This is a genomic window from Pelagerythrobacter aerophilus (assembly GCF_003581645.1).
Lineage (GTDB): Bacteria > Pseudomonadota > Alphaproteobacteria > Sphingomonadales > Sphingomonadaceae > Pelagerythrobacter > Pelagerythrobacter aerophilus.
In genome coordinates, this window is sequence record NZ_QXFK01000011.1 from 137,737 (window position 1) to 153,950 (window position 16,214).

15 protein-coding genes are annotated in these 16,214 nt (G+C 65.4%); 13 read left to right on the forward strand and 2 right to left on the reverse strand.

Going from position 1 to position 16,214, the window contains the following annotated elements; genetic code table 11:
- Positions 1–143: 143 nt before the first annotated feature.
- Both D2V04_RS17715 and rlxS read left to right on the forward strand, forming a co-directional pair.
- Positions 144–395, forward strand: a complete 252-nt coding sequence (locus D2V04_RS17715) for a hypothetical protein (protein ID WP_147391757.1) — start codon at positions 144–146, stop codon at positions 393–395.
- 364 nt (positions 396–759) lie between these two features.
- On the forward strand, positions 760–2,742 hold the full coding sequence (gene rlxS, locus D2V04_RS03325) for a relaxase/mobilization nuclease RlxS (RefSeq protein WP_119511922.1): 1,983 nt from the start codon (positions 760–762) through the stop codon (positions 2,740–2,742).
- 6 nt (positions 2,743–2,748) lie between these two features.
- On the opposite strand, the gene D2V04_RS03330 is transcribed toward rlxS, so the two are convergent.
- A complete protein-coding gene (locus D2V04_RS03330; protein ID WP_119511923.1) occupies positions 2,749–3,798 on the reverse strand; it encodes a nucleotidyl transferase AbiEii/AbiGii toxin family protein in 1,050 nt (349 codons plus the stop codon).
- Positions 3,795–4,448 (reverse strand): DUF6088 family protein, encoded by a 654-nt coding sequence (locus D2V04_RS03335; protein ID WP_119511924.1) that lies wholly within the window; start codon positions 4,446–4,448, stop codon positions 3,795–3,797. The genes D2V04_RS03330 and D2V04_RS03335 overlap by 4 nt, the downstream gene beginning before the upstream one ends.
- Positions 4,449–4,658: 210 nt before the next feature.
- On the opposite strand from D2V04_RS03335, the gene D2V04_RS03340 reads away from it, so the two are divergent.
- The 11 genes from D2V04_RS03340 to D2V04_RS03390 all read left to right on the forward strand — a co-directional run bounded on the left by D2V04_RS03340 (position 4,659) and on the right by D2V04_RS03390 (position 16,213).
- Complete coding sequence (locus D2V04_RS03340) at positions 4,659–6,722, forward strand: conjugal transfer protein TraG (protein WP_119511925.1); 2,064 nt, start codon at positions 4,659–4,661, stop codon at positions 6,720–6,722.
- Positions 6,723–6,726: 4 nt separating this feature from the next.
- Positions 6,727–7,131 (forward strand): CopG family transcriptional regulator, encoded by a 405-nt coding sequence (locus D2V04_RS03345; RefSeq protein ID WP_119511926.1) that lies wholly within the window; start codon positions 6,727–6,729, stop codon positions 7,129–7,131.
- A 32-nt stretch (positions 7,132–7,163) separates the two neighbouring features.
- Entirely contained in the window at positions 7,164–8,117 is a 954-nt protein-coding gene (gene trbB, locus D2V04_RS03350; protein ID WP_182849645.1) for a P-type conjugative transfer ATPase TrbB, read from the forward strand.
- A 3-nt stretch (positions 8,118–8,120) separates the two neighbouring features.
- The gene (locus D2V04_RS03355; protein ID WP_119511928.1) at positions 8,121–8,456 is read left to right on the forward strand and encodes a TrbC/VirB2 family protein; all 336 of its coding nucleotides are present in this window, start codon (positions 8,121–8,123) and stop codon (positions 8,454–8,456) included.
- The gene (locus tag D2V04_RS03360) at positions 8,453–8,725 is read left to right on the forward strand and encodes a VirB3 family type IV secretion system protein (protein ID WP_119511929.1); all 273 of its coding nucleotides are present in this window, start codon (positions 8,453–8,455) and stop codon (positions 8,723–8,725) included. Before D2V04_RS03355 ends, D2V04_RS03360 begins: the two co-directional genes overlap by 4 nt.
- Complete coding sequence (trbE, locus tag D2V04_RS03365) at positions 8,719–11,157, forward strand: conjugal transfer protein TrbE (protein WP_119511930.1); 2,439 nt, start codon at positions 8,719–8,721, stop codon at positions 11,155–11,157. Before D2V04_RS03360 ends, trbE begins: the two co-directional genes overlap by 7 nt.
- 5 nt (positions 11,158–11,162) lie before the next feature.
- Complete coding sequence (trbJ, locus tag D2V04_RS03370) at positions 11,163–11,912, forward strand: P-type conjugative transfer protein TrbJ (protein ID WP_119511931.1); 750 nt, start codon at positions 11,163–11,165, stop codon at positions 11,910–11,912.
- Between the two features lie 123 nt (positions 11,913–12,035).
- The gene (trbL, locus tag D2V04_RS03375; protein WP_119511932.1) at positions 12,036–13,325 is read left to right on the forward strand and encodes a P-type conjugative transfer protein TrbL; all 1,290 of its coding nucleotides are present in this window, start codon (positions 12,036–12,038) and stop codon (positions 13,323–13,325) included.
- Between the two features lies 1 nt (position 13,326).
- Positions 13,327–14,139, forward strand: a complete 813-nt coding sequence (gene trbF, locus D2V04_RS03380; protein WP_119511933.1) for a conjugal transfer protein TrbF — start codon at positions 13,327–13,329, stop codon at positions 14,137–14,139.
- Complete coding sequence (trbG, locus tag D2V04_RS03385; RefSeq protein ID WP_119511934.1) at positions 14,136–14,972, forward strand: P-type conjugative transfer protein TrbG; 837 nt, start codon at positions 14,136–14,138, stop codon at positions 14,970–14,972. The genes trbF and trbG overlap by 4 nt, the downstream gene beginning before the upstream one ends.
- Entirely contained in the window at positions 14,969–16,213 is a 1,245-nt protein-coding gene (locus tag D2V04_RS03390) for a TrbI/VirB10 family protein (protein ID WP_119511935.1), read from the forward strand. Before trbG ends, D2V04_RS03390 begins: the two co-directional genes overlap by 4 nt.
- Position 16,214 lies beyond the last annotated feature (1 nt).

Here is a 16,214-nt window from a genome sequence, read left to right on the forward strand (position 1 = left end):
CGCGCCTTTTGCGGTCCGCTCAATTTCCAGTTTCGAGTTGCATAATGCCCCATACTCACGTCCGGCCTGCGCCGAAATCTCATCCGCAATCTGCGGCTAGTTCTACTTCCAAACCGGCTCGCGAGACTCTCGTACGCCTTGCTGTGGAAGCCGATCATTGCAGTGAAGTTCTCCCTCGCGTGCTCGGAATCGGCGCTCAGCAATCGCTCATTCCATCAACAATTGCATACGAATGTGAGTACGAACGTCTCCGGATAGAAGTCGATATTGGCGGGTTGGAGGCGCATACAGGCGCGCTTCTGGCGGCACGCATAGAACGGATTATCTCGGTTCGTTCGGTCGAATTGGTTGCAGGCCTTGCTCCGCCTTCGCCTGGATCGACCAACAAGATCTGAGCTTTCGCGCTGTGATTCTGCCGGTCCAAAAAAGGGTGTGCAGCCTCTGTCTTCGAGGCCCTGCGCATTGACGCACTCCCTCGGACTTGCCTGGTCGCTGAGAAGCGATGGGTGACCGGGAAGGGAGAGTTGGGGCTGGTGGGGCGTAAGGCAAGATAAAGCAATGGTGCCAGCCCTGCGGTCTGTCTCCATAAGTCTTTGTTTGCACATCGTATTATGGAAGCCAGCTTGGCACCCCGCCGGGATAAATGGTGCCACGATAGGCTCTATCCCGCACGATTCCTTCGCTTTTCTGGCACCGGTTTTCATGGCGCTCCCGCACGCCCATGCTGGCCCCTGAACGGCAGTTCTCGCGAGGACCGGCATGAACAAGGATGACGAAATCGAGCCCCGCCTGGGCCGCATGCGCGGCCCGGGAAAACCCAAAGGGAAAAAGTATCTTCACCGTGTGCTGGCGGCCGCCAATCTTGCACGCGGCGGCAGCGGTGCTCCCGCGCGGCGGGGCCGCTTCGATGGGAGCCGGATGGGGCGCGGCGCGGCCGCCGGCCGGATGCTCGCGAGCCGCGATGCTACCTCCGCCTTCCGCCAGCGCCGCGTCATCATCAAGTCGAGGATCGTCAAGCTCGGCGGAAAAGGGGCGGCCGCGGCGCAGGCGCATCTGCGTTATGTCGAACGCGACGGCACGACCCGCGATGGCGAGCGCGGGCGGCTTTACGGCGCCGAGACCGACAAGGTGGACGGGAAGACGTTTCTCGAGCGCGGCGCCGGCGACCGTCACCAGTTCCGTTTCATTGTCTCGCCCGAAGACGGCGCGGAATACGAGGATCTGAAGCCGCTCACCCGCCGGTTGATGACGCGGATGGAAGAGGACCTTGGAACGAAGCTCGACTGGGTCGCGGTCGACCATTTCAATACCGGCCATCCGCATACCCACATAATCCTGCGCGGCAGGGATGATCGCGGCAAGGATCTCATCATCGCCCGCGATTACCTGACCAGCGGCATGCGCGAGCGCGCCGCCGAACTGGTCGATCTCGATCTTGGGCCGCGCACCGAAAACGAGATCAAGGCGAGATTGCGGGCCGAGGTAGAGCAGGAGCGGTTTACCAGCATCGACCAGTCGCTGCTGCGCGAGGCCGATGCCGATGGAATGGTCGGCGCGGCAGGCCGGAATGCGTTCGAGCAGAGCCTGCGGATGGGCCGGCTGCGCAAGCTCGAACGGCTCCGGCTCGCCGAGCCGGTGAGGAACACGGGATGGCGGCTCGATCCCAATCTTGCCGATACCTTGCGCCGGATGGGCGAGCGCGGCGATATCATCCGGACCATGCAGCGCGGCTTTGCCGCCCGGGGAACCACGCCCGCTCTGGCCGACCAGGCAATCTACGATCCCGGTGCAAGCGATGCGCGCCCGCTCATCGGCCGGGTGGTCGAACGCGGCTTTGCCGACGAACTCAATGACCGCCATTACCTGCTGGTCGAGGCGACCGACGGGCGCAGCTATTATGCCGCCATCGGCAAGGGCGAGAATGTCGATCCGCTGGAAAGCGGGGCGATCGTCCGGATCGAGCCCGTATCGCGAAGTCCGAGGCAGGCGGACCGGACCATTGCCGAAGTGGCCGCCGCCAATGGCGGCCGTTACGATGTCGATGCGCATATGGCATTCGACAGCCGCGCGACCGAAGCTTTCGTCCAAAGCCATGTTCGCCGGCTCGAAGCGATCCGGCGGCTCACGGGGGGCGTCGAGCGCAGGCCCGATGGAAGCTGGATCATCGCTCCCGACCATCTCGACCATGCAAGTGCCTATGAGGCCGCGAAGGCCGGGGATCGGCCGGTGGCGGTGGAAGTGCTGTCGTCCGAGCCGCTCGAGAAGCTGATCGAGGGAGACGCCGCGACATGGCTCGATAGCGAACTGGCGGCGAAGGAACCCGAGGCCCTGCGCGATGCCGGTTTCGGCAGGGCGACGCGCGATGCGCTGGCGCGGCGCCGGCGATGGCTGCTGGCCGAGGGGCTCGCGCAAGAGGAAGGCGGCAGGTTCGAACTGCGCAAGGGCGCGATTGCAGCGCTGCGCCGCCGCGAATTGCTGCGTCTCGGGTCCGAGCTTGGCCGCGAATTGGGCAAGCCGTTCGCCGAGGCCGACACGGGTTCGGCCATTTCCGGTATCTATCGCCGCCGGGTGGATGGGCTTGGCGGCCGTTATGCGCTGGTGGAGACATCGAAGGAGTTCACGCTCGTTCCCTGGCGGCCGGTGCTGGGTCGCCATGCTGGCAAGAATGTCTCGGGGGTCATGCGCGATGGCCCGATCAGCTGGACCTTCGGGCGCGGCCGAAGCGGTCCGGGTATTTCCTGAACTGGGTCAATCCACCTTGGCGTTCAGTTGTCCCTGGAGATCGGCGATGCTTTCGATGATCGCCTCGAAGGATGGAGGCTTTGCGAATATCATGGCCGCCATTGCCGCATAATCGCGCCGCAAATCGTCGGTCATGGCGCCTTCGGGGCACAGCGCGAAGGTGGGCGGCTCTGCGCTCGCAAGGTCGAAATCGGGACGATTGAAGAAAGTGCGCGCATGCGCGACGCAATCGGCGCCGAGCGCCGTGTCCCCGATCGCGCGCGCGCCGACGGGCGAATCCAGCAAAGCATGCAGGTCGTAATAGTGACGGGAAATGCGGTGGCCGCCGCCGCGCAATTCTCCCCGGATTTCATACCAGCGGCGCAGGCCATGGAGAATGACCACCTTGTCCCAGAACGTCCGTTCGGGATCGACGATCGTCACATTGGGCACCGCAAGGTCGAGCCCGGGCGCGTCCTCGTCGGCATAGGGCCGGATCGTATGGACGGCATGGGGATCGAGCGCCGATTTGGCTCCGGACTCGATCTTGACCGACTTGTCGATATAGCCGTCCGCCGGCGTGGCCGTCGGATAATGGACCAGCAGGGTCTGGCTGTCTTCGTCATGCGCGGCGACGCGGAAATGGTCGGCGGGCAGGCCGGTGCGTGCGGCGGCATCGGCGACAAGTCCGTTCAGGCCTTCGAGCAGTTCGCCATTGATATAGGTTTCGCAGGCCTCCTTTATCGCATCGAGCGAGCGCTCGCGCTTCTTGCGGCTGAGCGCTTGCAGCTCTTCGACCGAATGGGCCTGGCCAAGATCGTCGCGAAAGACGGTGACGTCGATGTCTTCGGAAAATCGCCGGATCAGGCCGAAGCCTTTCGACAGCGAGGTCCCGCCCTTGAAGAGCAGGCGCGGGCCTGTGCCGAGCCCGTTGAAGAGGGCATCGAGCGTCCAGCAGACCCAGAAGTCCTTTTCGGCGTTTTGCGGCGTGGTCCCGAGCCGCTGCGCGGTCGCGGTGAACAGGCCGGCGCGGCTTTCCTCATCCGCGGCGAGGATTTCGTCGAAGGCGGGATTCACCTTGCCGTCACTTCCTCTTGCACAAGCGGCTTCAGCAGCTCCTGCATCCACGCGGGCAGGGTCTGCATGCCGTCGCGCAGGTCGGCGCGCAGTTGCGCTCCCTGCCTGTCATCATCGAGCAGCTTGCGCAGCCTGTTCCTGAGTGCCGGCAATGCGCCATCCTGGTCGGCCGTGTCGCGCAGCCAATGCAGCGCCTGGACGATCCGCATGGCCGGCCGGCCGGCCCAGTAGAGCTTGCTGGCCGCGGTCGGGCGAAAGGTAATCTCGAGATTGCCGAGACGGATCGGCTTGAGCCGGGCATCGCTATGCACGGTGATTTTTGCCGGTACGGCATTGGTCAGGCCGAGATCGTTGGCGGCGGTCATCCCGTCGACCAGCACCCGGATCTGATCGCGCCTGGCGATCGCGTCGATGACCGCCCGCGGATCGGGCGGGCTGTCCTGCCGGGTCAGGCTGTTGGGCCGGGGCCGGTCGTAGAGGCCGCGCTCGATCCGCCGCAGCGTGCCGGCGGCCACCAGGCGCTGCAGCGCCTTGTCGATCGCGTCGCGCGTGCCGAGATCGGCGAAATCCGCCGCGGTCCACACCGCCCGGGCGGGACCGTCGGAAATACGCGCGAGAATGCGACTCTTGAGGCTGGTTGCATCGCTCATGTCCGAAGCATGTATACATTTTTCGGACAAATGGCCATGCGCTTGTCCGAAATATGTACGCAAATTTCGGACAGGCTACAGCCGCTTCCCTGTTGCTGCTTCGAGCCGCGCTTTCCCGCGTCGAGGCCGTAATTCACGCGGGAGCTCGATAGGGCAACCCTGCGGGGCATGGACCGGGGAGGCATCCCGCTACCCGGCCGGAGCCCCGCAATGACCCCGACCAAACTGCTCATCGGCCAGATTCTCGTCGTATTCGCGATCGTGCTCGCAGGGCTATGGGCCGCGACCCAATGGGCGGCGTCGATGCTCGGCTATCAGCCGCAGCTCGGAGCGCCCTGGTTCACCGTATTCGACATGCCTGCCTACCGCCCCTGGCAGCTCTTCGCATGGTGGTATCATTACGAGGCCTATGCGCCCCATGTCTTCGACAAGGCCGGGACGCTCGCGGGGGCGAGCGGGTTCGTCGGCTGTGGCGCGGCGATCTTCGGTTCGCTCTGGCGCGCGCGGCAGCGGCGCCACGTCACCACCTATGGCTCTGCCCGCTGGGCCGAGCGGCGGGATATCGCGCGCGCCGGCCTGTTTGGCGATGCCGGCGTCTTTCTTGGTCGCAAGGACGGGCGCTATCTGCGCCATGACGGTCCCGAACACATCATGGCCTTTGCCCCGACCCGCTCGGGCAAGGGAGTCGGCTTGGTGGTGCCGACCTTGCTGGGTTGGACCGGCAGTGCGGTCATTCACGACATCAAGGGCGAGAACTGGCAGCTGACCGCCGGCTGGCGTGCGCGCTTCTCGCATTGCCTGCTGTTCAATCCGACCGATGCGCGATCGGCGCATTACAATCCTCTGCTCGAAGTCCGGCGCGGCGAATACGAGGTCCGCGACGTCCAGAACATCGCCGATATCCTGGTCGACCCGGAAGGCGCGCTCGAGAGGCGCAATCATTGGGAAAAGACCAGCCATTCGCTGCTGGTCGGGGCGATCCTCCACGTTCTCTATGCCGAAGAGGAAAAGACGCTCGCGCGCGTTGCAACCTTCCTCTCCGATTCGCGGCGGGCTTTCACCGCGACCTTGCGGCGAATGATGAGCACCAACCATCTGGGAACCGAGGAAGCGCCGCAGGTCCACCCCGTGATCGCATCGGCCGCGCGCGAAGTGCTCAACAAGTCCGAGAACGAGCGCTCGGGCGTGCTTTCGACCGCGATGAGCTTCCTGGGTCTCTATCGCGACCCGACCGTTGCCGCTGTCACCTCGCGCTGCGACTGGCGCATCGCCGATCTTGTCGATGCATCGCGGCCGGTCTCGCTTTACCTCGTCATCCCGCCATCCGATATCAGCCGGACCAAGCCGCTGGTGCGCCTCGTGCTCAACCAGATCGGCCGCCGCCTCACCGAGACGCTCGATGGCCAGGATGGCAAGGATCGCCGGCATCAATTGCTGATGATGCTCGATGAGTTTCCGGCTTTGGGGCGGCTCGACTTCTTCGAGACCAGCCTTGCCTTCATGGCCGGCTACGGCATCCGCGCCTTCCTCATCGCCCAGAGCCTCAACCAGATCGAGAAGGCCTATGGCGAGCACAACGCGATCCTCGACAATTGCCATGTGCGCGTCGCCTTCGCGACCAATGACGAACGCACCGCGCAGCGCGTCTCCGATGCGCTCGGCACCGCGACCGAGCAGCGCGCGATGCGCAATTATGCCGGACACCGGCTCGCCCCCTGGCTCGCCCATGTCATGGTCAGCCGGCAGGAGACTGCCCGCCCATTACTGACGCCGGGCGAGGTGATGCAATTGCCGCCCGCCGACGAGCTCGTGCTGGTCTCCGGAACGGCGCCGATCCGCGCGAACAAGCTTCGCTACTACGAAGACCGTAATTTCACGAGCCGGCTGCTTCCTGCTCCCGAGCCTTTCCAGGCCTCCTCCGGGACCGCTCCGGGACAAGTCCAGCAAGCCTATCCCGACTCTCCGGCCACGAGGCCGCATGACTGGATAGGCAGCACGGGCAAACCCGATCCGCGGCTGGCGCCTGCGGAAGACATGCCGGGCGAAGAGGAAGAGGCTGGCGGCCTTCAGCAGCAGCGCCACCCCGGTATCGGAGAAGAGCAGAGTGCGAAGCAGGAGGAGCCCCGGCAGCTCGAACTGATCGGTAGCGACAGGGACGAGGACAATAGCACGGCCGACAGCCAAGCGATGAACCGCGTGCGAGGGCTGAGTGACATAGCGCGCGGCCATGCGCTCAATGAGAGCAGCTCGCGCGATCTGATGCCGGGATTGTGAGCCGATGAAGTTTCGGCAAAATCTCTATATCGACCGGGAAGTCAGCAATGCGCTGGAAGCGCTTGCCGCCGGACCGGGCACGACCAAGAGCGGCATCGTCAACGAAGCGCTTGGCCAGTATTTCGCCGGGCGCGGCACCAAGCAGATCGACGATCTCCTCAAGCTCCGGCTCGATCGCATGTCGCGTGAAACCGGCCGGATCGCGCGCGATGTCGAGATACTGCTCGAAAGCCTGTCGCTCTTCATCCGATACCAGCTGACGGTGAGTGCGCCCTTGCCCGAAGCGGATTCGGCCGCGCGCGCGCTGGGCAATGAACGCTTCGAAGCCTTCGTGTCGCAAGTGGGCCGGCAGATCGCAGCCGGCAAGCGCTCGATCGGGCCCGAAGAGCAGACGGAATTGCAGCCGTGAGCGCTTCGCTTCCCTTGGAGCGCCGCCGGGCGATGCTGTGCACCGCCATGGGGCCGGCGATTGCCGCGGCCCTCTCCGATCCGCGCGTCATCGAGATCATGGTCAATCCCGACGGGGCGCTGCGCGTCGATCTGCTCGGCGAAGGCCGGGTCGATACCGAAGTGCGGTTCGAACCGGATCAGGTCGAGCGGATCATCCGTCTGGTCGCGACCCATGCACGGGGCGAAGCGCATGAGAACGCTCCGATCGTTTCGGCCGAATTGCCGCCGCACGGAACAAGCGCCGGCGAGCGCTTCGAAGGTGTGCTCCCGCCTGTCGCGCTCGCACCCTGCTTCGCAATCCGCAAGCCCGCCTCGCGGATCTACACGCTTGGCGACTATGTCGCGGACGGCATCATGCCGGAAACTGCCGCCCGGCGATTGACGGAAGCGGTCGCCGAGCGGCGAAACATCCTTGTCGTGGGCGGTACGTCCTCGGGCAAGACCACGCTCGCCAATGCGATGCTTGCCGAATTGGCCGAGCTCGACGAGCGGGTGATCCTGATCGAGGATACGCGCGAGCTGCAATGCACGGCGTCCGATGTCGTCGCGCTGCGCACGCGCGCAGGCTCGGTCAGCATGGCCGATCTCGTGCGCTCGACCCTGCGCCTGCGTCCCGACCGGATCATCGTCGGCGAAGTGCGAGGACCCGAGGCGCTCGACATGCTCAAGGCCTGGAACACGGGCCATCCCGGCGGCATCGCCACCGTCCATGCCAATTCGGCATTGAGCGCGCTCTACCGGATCGAACAGCTGATCCAGGAAGCCGTGGTCACCGTTCCTAGGCGGCTCATCGCCGAGGCCATCGACATGATCGTGTTCATCTCCGGGCGCGGCCTTGCTCGCCGCATCGAGACGATCGCGCGCGTCGACGGCGTCGATCCCGACGGTGCCTACGCCGTCTTCGATCTCCCGTTCCATCCCGCAGCTTCAATTCAAGGAGACTGATCCATGTCCGTATTGTCCCGTCCCCAATCCCGCGCACCGCTGATCGCGGGTGCTGCGCTCGCGCTCTCGCTCGCGATCGCCACCACCGCCCAGGCCGCGGGCTCGGGCATGCCCTGGGAAGAGCCGCTGCAGGCGGTGCTGGAATCGGTCCAGGGCCCGGTCGCCAAGATCGTCGCGGTGATCATCATCATCGTCACCGGCCTGACGCTCGCCTTCGGCGAGACTGCCGGCGGCTTTCGCCGGCTGATCCAGATCATCTTCGGCCTCTCGATCGCCTTTGCCGCTTCCTCCTTCTTTCTTTCCTTCTTCTCCTTCGGGGGCGGAGCGCTGATCGCATGAACGAGAGCGGACGTCCGATCGAAGGGTTCGAGACCCCGGTGCATCGCGCGCTGACCGAGCCGATCCTGCTCGGCGGCGGGCCGCGCGCCATCGCGATCGTCAACGGCACGATCGCCGCCGCGCTCGGGCTTGGCCTCCAGCAATGGATCGCCGGCCTGGTGTTCTGGGCTGTTGGCCACACGCTCGCGGTCTTTGCCGCCAAGCGCGATCCCGACTTCGCCGCGGTGCTCGCACGGCACCTCAGGCAGCGAGGACATCTCGCATGCTGAATCTGCGAGAATACAGGAGCAAGGCCGACCGGCTTGCCGATCACCTTCCCTGGGCGGCGCTGGTCGCGCCGGGCATCATTCTCAACAAGGATGGCAGCTTCTCGCGGACATTGCGCTTTCGCGGACCCGATCTCGAAAGCGCGACCGAGGCCGAACTCGTCGCCACCTGTGCGCGGGCGAACAATGTCCTCAAGCGCTTCGGCTCCGGCTGGGCGCTTCACATCGAAGCCGAGCGACGCGAAGCGCTCGGATATCCCGAAAGCCGTTTTCCCGACGCCGCTTCCTGGCTGGTCGACGAGGAACGCCGTGCGGCTTTCGAAAGCGCCGGCGCGCATTTCGAGAGCCGCTACTATCTGACGCTCACTTTCCTCCCGCCGCCGGACCAGGCGGACCGAGCCGGACGCGCGTTGGTCGAACGCGCGGACGATGCCAAGGGCCGCGATTGGCGGCAGGTGCTCGACCAGTTCGTCGCCGAAACCACCCGCGCGCTCGATCTCTTCGCCGGCTTCATGCCTGCCATTGAAGCGCTCGGCGATGAGGAATTGCTGACCTACCTACACGGCACGATCTCGCCGCGGCGCCATCCGGTCGCCGCGCCCGAGGTCCCGATCTATCTCGACGGCCTGCTGGCCGATACGCCGATCACAGGCGGGCTCAAGCCGCGGCTTGGCGATGAGCATCTGCGCACGCTCACCATTCTCGGCCTGCCCAATCTATCGCGTCCGGGGATTCTCGACGCGCTCAATCATCAGGATTTTGCCTATCGCTGGGTCACGCGCTTTATCGCGCTCGACCGGGCCGACGCCACCAACGCGCTCACCAGGCTGCGGCGGCAATGGTTCAACAAGCGCAAATCGGTGACCGCGCTGCTGCGCGAAGTCGTCACCAATCAGCCCGTCCAGTTGCTCGACAGCGACGCCGACAACAAGACCGCCGATGCCGATCTCGCATTGCAGGCGCTTGGCGGTGACCATGTCGCCTTCGGTTTTCTCACCACCACGATCACGCTGAGCGATAGCGACAGGACCCGCGTCGAAGACAAGGTCCGCAGCGTCGAGCGGATCGTCAATGGTATCGGCTTCACCTGCATCCGCGAAAGCGTCAACGCTCTCGAAGCCTGGCTCGGCTCGCTACCCAGCCATGTCTACGCCAATGTCCGGCAACCGCTCGTCCATACGCTCAACCTTGCCCATCTGATGCCGCTCTCGAGCGTCTGGGCTGGCCCGGCGCGCAACGCGCATTTGGACGGGCCGCCGTTGCTTTATGCCGAGACCAGCGGGTCGACTCCGTTCCGGCTGTCGAGCCATGTCGGCGATGTCGGGCACATGATGATCGTCGGCCCGACCGGCGCCGGCAAATCGGTTCTCCTGGCGCTGCTCGCGCTACAGTTTCGCCGCTATCCGGGAAACCAGATCTGCATTTTCGACATGGGCCGCTCGGCCCGCGCGGCGGTGCTCGCCATGGGCGGCGCGCATCACGGGCTCGGCCTGGGCGCCGACGCTGGCGAGATCATCGCTTTCCAGCCTCTGCGCCATATCGACCGCCCTGCGGAACGCGCCTGGGCGGCGGAATGGATCGGCGCGCTGCTCGCTCACGAGAATGTCGCGCTGACGCCCGAGATCAAGGAGGCGGTCTGGTCGGCGCTCTTCAGTCTTGCCGGCGCACCGCAGGAAGAACGTACGCTTACAGGGCTAGCGCTCCTGCTCCAGTCTGCCGCGCTGCGATCGGCGCTCGCGCCCTATACGCTCGAAGGGCCGTTCGGCGCGCTGCTCGATGCCGCCGAGGACGATCTGCGCATGGCCGATGTCCAATGCTTCGAGACCGAAGCGCTGATGGACAGCGCAGGCGTTGTCGCGCCCGTGCTCACCTATCTCTTTCACCGGCTCGAAGAGCGTTTCACCGGCAGGCCGACTCTGCTGATCCTCGACGAGGCTTGGAAGTTCCTCGACCACCCACTGTTCGCCGCGCGCATCCGCGAATGGCTCAAGACCTTGCGCAAGAAGAATGTCGCGGTGGTCTTCGCCAGCCAGAGCCTCGCGGACGTTGCCGAAAGCACCATTGCGCCCGCCATCATCGAGAGCTGCCCGCAGCGCATTCTGCTGCCCAATCCCCGCGCGATCGAACCGCAGGGCCGCGCCGCCTATGAGCGCTTCGGACTCAATGCCCGGCAGATCGAGTTGATCGCGCGGGCGACGCCAAAGCGGCACTATTACCTCCAATCGCAGCGCGGCAATCGCCTGTTCGAGCTCGGTCTCGGGCCCCTCGCGCTCGCGCTGTGCGGCACCTCCGATCCCGCCACCCAGGCGCGCATCGACGCCATCCTCGCCCAGCACGGGACGGATGATTTCGCCGCCCGCTTCCTCGGCGATGCCGGCCTTGCTTGGGCCGCCGATCTCATCGCCCATTTCCCCGCCCCCGAAGAGAAGGAGTAACTCCCATGAAAATTCCCGCCCGCAATTGCTGGTTCGCCGGCGCCCTCGGCCTTGGTGTGACCGGCGCACTCGCCATCGCCATCGGCATGCCGGGCACCCCCGCTCATGCGCAGTTCACCGTGTTCGATCCCACCAATTACAGCCAGAACCTGCTCACCGCCGCGCGCACGCTCGAACAGATCAACAACCAGATCCGCTCGCTCCAGAACGAAGCGCAGATGCTGATCGATAGCGCCAAGAACCTGACGACGATCGATTTTCCCGAGCTCGACGCACTCCGGCAGCGCTTGCAGGACATCGACCGGCTGATGGGTCAGGCGCAGGGCATCGATTTCAAGCTCGACGAACTCGACGAGCAGTTCGCCGGCCTGTTTCCCGAGAGCTTCGAGCATCTCGCCACGCGTGACCGGCGCATCGCGGCGGCCCGGCATAGACTCGACACGGCCATGGCTTCGTTTCGCCAGACGATGGGCATCCAGAGTTCGATCGTCGAGAATGTCCGCGAGGATGCCGAGGCGCTGAAGGCAATCGTCGATAAGAGCCAGGGCGCCGAGGGTTCGCTCCAGGCACAGCAGGCCACCAACCAATTGCTCGCGCTCACGACCAAGCAGCAATTCCAGCTCCAGCAGATGATGGCCGCTCAGTTCCGCAGCGAGGCGATCGAGCAGGCGCGCCGCGGCGAGATCGAGCGCGAGGCACGCGAAAACACCCGCCGCTTCCTTGGCGACGGCAAGGCCTACACGCCCCGGCAATAACGAGACCGGTCGTGCGGCGTGTCTCCCCCGACGCCGCGCGGCCGCAGCCCGCGGGGCTTCGGTCCCCCCGCGCTCCCCCCCCGCCGGAGCCCCGCGGCACCATCATTTTTTGGATGACAAGGCATGGACGATCTCAACGTCATCGACCGCTTCCTCGAAGCCTTCATCGCTTATATCGATAGCGGCTTCGGCCTCCTGGGCGGCGATGTCGCCTTCCTGACCACGGTCCTGATCGGTATCGACATCACCCTTGCCGGCCTGTTCTGGGCGCTGGGCGGCGAGGACGACATCATCGGCCGCTTCCTCAAGAAGATCCTCTATGTCGGCGCCTTCGCGCTGATCCTCAACAGCTTCCCGATACTATCCGAGATCATCTTTCGGTCCTTCGCCGGGTTGGGCCTGACCGCAGGCGGCGGCACGCTCTCCGCTGCCGACCTTCTCATGCCGGGGCGGCTCGCCGGCACCGGTTTCGAGGCCGCCGCTCCCTTGCTCGACCAGGCGTCCGATCTCGTCGGCCCGATCGCCTTCTTCGAGAACTTCATCGAGATCGCGGTGCTGATGATCGCGTGGGTGGTGGTGATCATCGCCTTCTTCATCCTCGCGGTGCAGATCTTCGTCACCATCCTCGAGTTCAAGCTCACCAGCCTTGCCGGCTTCGTACTCGTGCCCTTCGCGCTGTGGAACCGGACCAGCTTCCTTGCCGAACGGGTGCTCGGCTCGGTCGTCACCAGCGGGATCAAGGTGATGGTGCTCGCGGTGATCGTCGGCATCGGCTCCAATTTCTTCGCCGAGTTCACCAGCGCGATCACCGCGGGCGAAGTGACGATCGAGCAGGCCGTCGCCCTGATGCTCGCAAGCCTGACCCTGTTCGGCCTTTCGATCTTCGGCCCCGGCATCGCTTCGGGTCTGGTCGCAGGCGCGCCGCAATTGGGCGCGGGCTCCGCAATCGCCACCAGCGCGCTCGCAGCCGGCGGGATGGCGCTTGCCGGCGGTGCCGGTCTTGCTGCCGCCCGCGGACTTGCCGGCGGCGGCATGGGCGCGATCCGCGCGGGGACGGCGATGGGTTCGGCCGCTTCGACCGCCGCGCGCCTCGGGCACGAGACCGGAGGTTCGTCCATCGGCGGCATGGCTTCGGCGGCGAGAGGCGCTGTTGCGCAAAAGGCCAGCGGCGCATTCGGTCTGCGCGCGGCCGCCGAACACGGCCGCCAGGCCGCATGGGGCGCGATGAACCGCACGCCCGCTCCGTCATCCACCGCCGCCGGTAATACCACCGGCGATGGCATGCCCGGCTGGGCGCGCAAACTTCACGCCGTCCAGACCGCCCGTCACCAGCGGCAAATGGCGATCCATGCCGTTCAGAGCGGCGATCGCGGCGGCGGTTCGGCCTCGCCAGACATCAAGGAAAGGGACTGATATGCGATTCAAGCGCGCATTGCAGCGCTATGGGCGAACACCCGAGCCCGAGACACCCTACCAGCGGGCAGGCCAGCTCTGGGACGAGCGGATCGGATCGGCGCGGGTCCAGGCTCGAAACTGGCGGCTGATGGCCTTTGGCGGTCTGTTTCTGGCAACCGGGCTATCCGCCGCGCTGGTCTGGCAATCGCTGCAGAGCCGCGTCGTGCCCTATGTGGTCGAGATCGATGCGCTTGGCGAAGCGCGAGCCGTCGCCCCGGCGGCAGAAGGATACACGCCGAGTGATCCGCAGATCGCCTGGTTCCTCTCGCGCTTCATTGCCGGCATCCGTTCGCGTTCGCTCGACCCGGTACTGATGCGCGAGCACTGGCTCGCAGCCTATGACTTCGCCAGTCCGCGCGGCGCCACCTTCCTCGGCGATTATGCGCGCGAGGCCGATCCCTTCGCACGGATCGGCGAGGAGACCGTCTCGGTTCAGGTGACGAGTGTGGTCCGCGCCTCGAACCGTTCGTTTCAGGTCAAATGGACCGAAAGCACGTACCGGCGCGGGAGCCTCGTCGAGACCTCGCGCTGGACCGCGATCCTCACCGTCATCATCCGTCCGCCCAGGGATGCCGAGACGCTGCGGAAAAATCCGCTCGGGCTTTATGTCGATGCGATCGACTGGAGCCGCGAATTCGAGCCGGGCCAGCGTGAAGCGTCGACCCTACGCCCGGTCGCCCCGCCTCCGAATGTTACATCCGGCTCGCCGCTCGCTCCATCTTCCGGAGCCGACCCCGACATCTCGCAGACTCCCGAAAGGAATGTCCCATGATCCGATCGCTTGTAATGGCGGCGAGCCTCATTGCGCTCGCCTGCCCTGCCGCTGCCCGTGACGAGGCGCCGGCAGCTGTCGCTGCCGCCAATCGCGCGGCTTTGCGCGAACCCACGCCCGGCGGCTACCGCAATGCCGTGCAGGTCTATCCCTATGCCGAGGGCGCGATCTACCGGCTCTATGCTGCGCCCGAACGCGTGACCGACATCACCCTCCAGCCCGGCGAGCAGATCATCTCGGTTGCGGCCGGCGATACCACCCGCTGGACCGTCGGCGACACGACCAGCGGGTCGGGCACGGCGCAGCGCGTCCATGTCCTGGTAAAGCCCTTCGCGGCAGGGCTGGCCACCAATCTCGTCATCACCACCGACAGGCGAGCCTACCATTTGCAGATGGAAAGCACCGACGCGAGCGCAATGGCAGCACTGTCATGGACCTATCCGCGGGATGAACTGATCGCCTTGCAGCGCCAGCGCGAGGAAGCGCAGGCCGCGCGTCCGGTCGCGTCGGGCCTCGATCTTCAGGGCCTCAATTTCCATTACGAGATTTCCGGCGACAGGCCGGCCTGGCGACCGCTCCGAGCCTTCGACGATGGGCGGCAGACCTTTATCGAATTCCCGCCGGATCTCGCGACGGGAGAGGCTCCACCACTTTTCGTCATCGGCGAGGATGGTGAAGCTCAACTCGTCAATTACCGCGTCGCCGGACGCTTCTATGTCGTCGACCGCCTGTTCGGTGCTGCTGAATTGCGGCTCGGCGGAAAGAAGCAGGTCAAGGTCCGCATCACCTCCATTTGGCCCGAAAAGCGCGAGTGGCGCGGGAGTGGATCATGAGCGATGAAACGCAACCGCTGCAGGAAGGCGCATCGCCGTCCAAGGTCGATCCGGAAGCCCTGGTCCTTCGCGGAACTCCCGGGCGTGTGGTCCGCTTCCGCCGCGGCGCGATCATCGCCATCGCCGCTTTCGTCTGCATCGGGATCGCTGGCACGGCCTGGATCGCGCTCAAGCCGCCCAGCTTCCGCATAGTTGCAAGCGAAGAGGATTTGCTGGGTGCGACCAGCACAAACCCGGCGTCGGACGCGCTGGCGGGTGCACCTGAGAGTTATGGCGATGTGCCGCAATTGGGTCCGCCGCTGCCCGGCGATCTTGGCGGGCCGATCCTTGAGCACCAGCGTTCGCTCGGGATCGAGGATGCCGAATTGCACAGTGTCGATCAGGCAGAACAGGCCGCCGAGGCCGAGCGGCAACGCATAGTGGCGGAACGCCGAGCCGCTCGTGAATCGAGCGTCATGATCGGACTAGCGAACGGCGCTCAGCCATCGTCAGCCACAGTCGAGGCGGGGAGCGCCGCTCCGCTCTCGCCCGATCCACAGGGGAATGCCGGCGAGCGGCTTGCGCTCGATCGGACAAACGATCCGGCGGGTCAGCAGCGCAAGACCGACTTTCTTGCACAGGGCGATGATAGCGGCGACATCAACCCGCACCGTCTGGCGGAGCCCGTTTCGCCCTATACGCTTATGGCCGGGAGCGTCGTCGCGGCGAGCCTGATTACCGGCCTCGATTCCGATCTGCCCGGCCTTGTGACTGCGCAGGTGACCGAGAACACCTTTGACAGCGTGACCGGTCGCAGCTTGCTAATCCCCCAAGGCTCGCGGCTGATCGGCAGCTATGACAGCGTGGTCGCTTTCGGTCAGCGCCGCGCACTGGTCGTGTGGCAGCGGGTCATTCTGCCCGATGGCACCTCGATCGGGATCGACAATGTCCCGGCCACAGACACCCAAGGCTATGCCGGGCTTGCCGACACAGTCGACCTCCACACTTGGCAATTGCTCAAGGGGGTCGGTCTCTCGACATTGCTCGGGGTCGGAACCGAGCTCAGCTTCGGCAGCAGCGAAAGCGATCTCGTGCGCGCCCTGCGCGAAAGCGCGCAGCAGAGCGGCGCGCGCGCAGGCGACAGGTTGGTGACCCGCAATCTCGATGTGCAGCCGACGATAAGAGTCAGGCCGGGCTGGCCGCTGCGGATCGTGGTTCACAAGGATATCGTGTTGCGTCCCTGGGTTTGGGCGGGGGGCTGAC